1 protein-coding gene is annotated in these 241 nt (G+C 47.3%); it reads left to right on the forward strand.

Annotation, left to right across the window (positions count from 1 at the left end; translation table 11 throughout):
- Positions 1-13: 13 nt before the first annotated feature.
- The coding region (locus ACYP03_RS27715) for a toxic anion resistance protein (RefSeq protein WP_459782898.1) at positions 14-241 on the forward strand (228 nt) is incomplete at its 3' end.

Below are 241 nucleotides of genomic sequence, written 5' to 3' on the forward strand. Positions count from 1 at the left end.
GAAGTGTAAAGATCTGGAGCACATGGCTGGTAACCTGACAGAGGTGATTGGTCTGGCGAAGGGCGTCAATATTGAAGCCCTGGTGGGGGAAAACAACTTCTTCTCCAAACTGATTTCGAAGGTTAAGAACACCAAAGAAAAAATCCTGGCACAGTTTAACTCTGTGAACACGCAGCTTGAGCGACTGGTCAAGGAAATTGATAAGCAGCAATCCAGTCTGCGTGAACGTGCGCATCAGTTG

Source organism: Photobacterium sp. R1 (genome assembly GCF_054600795.1).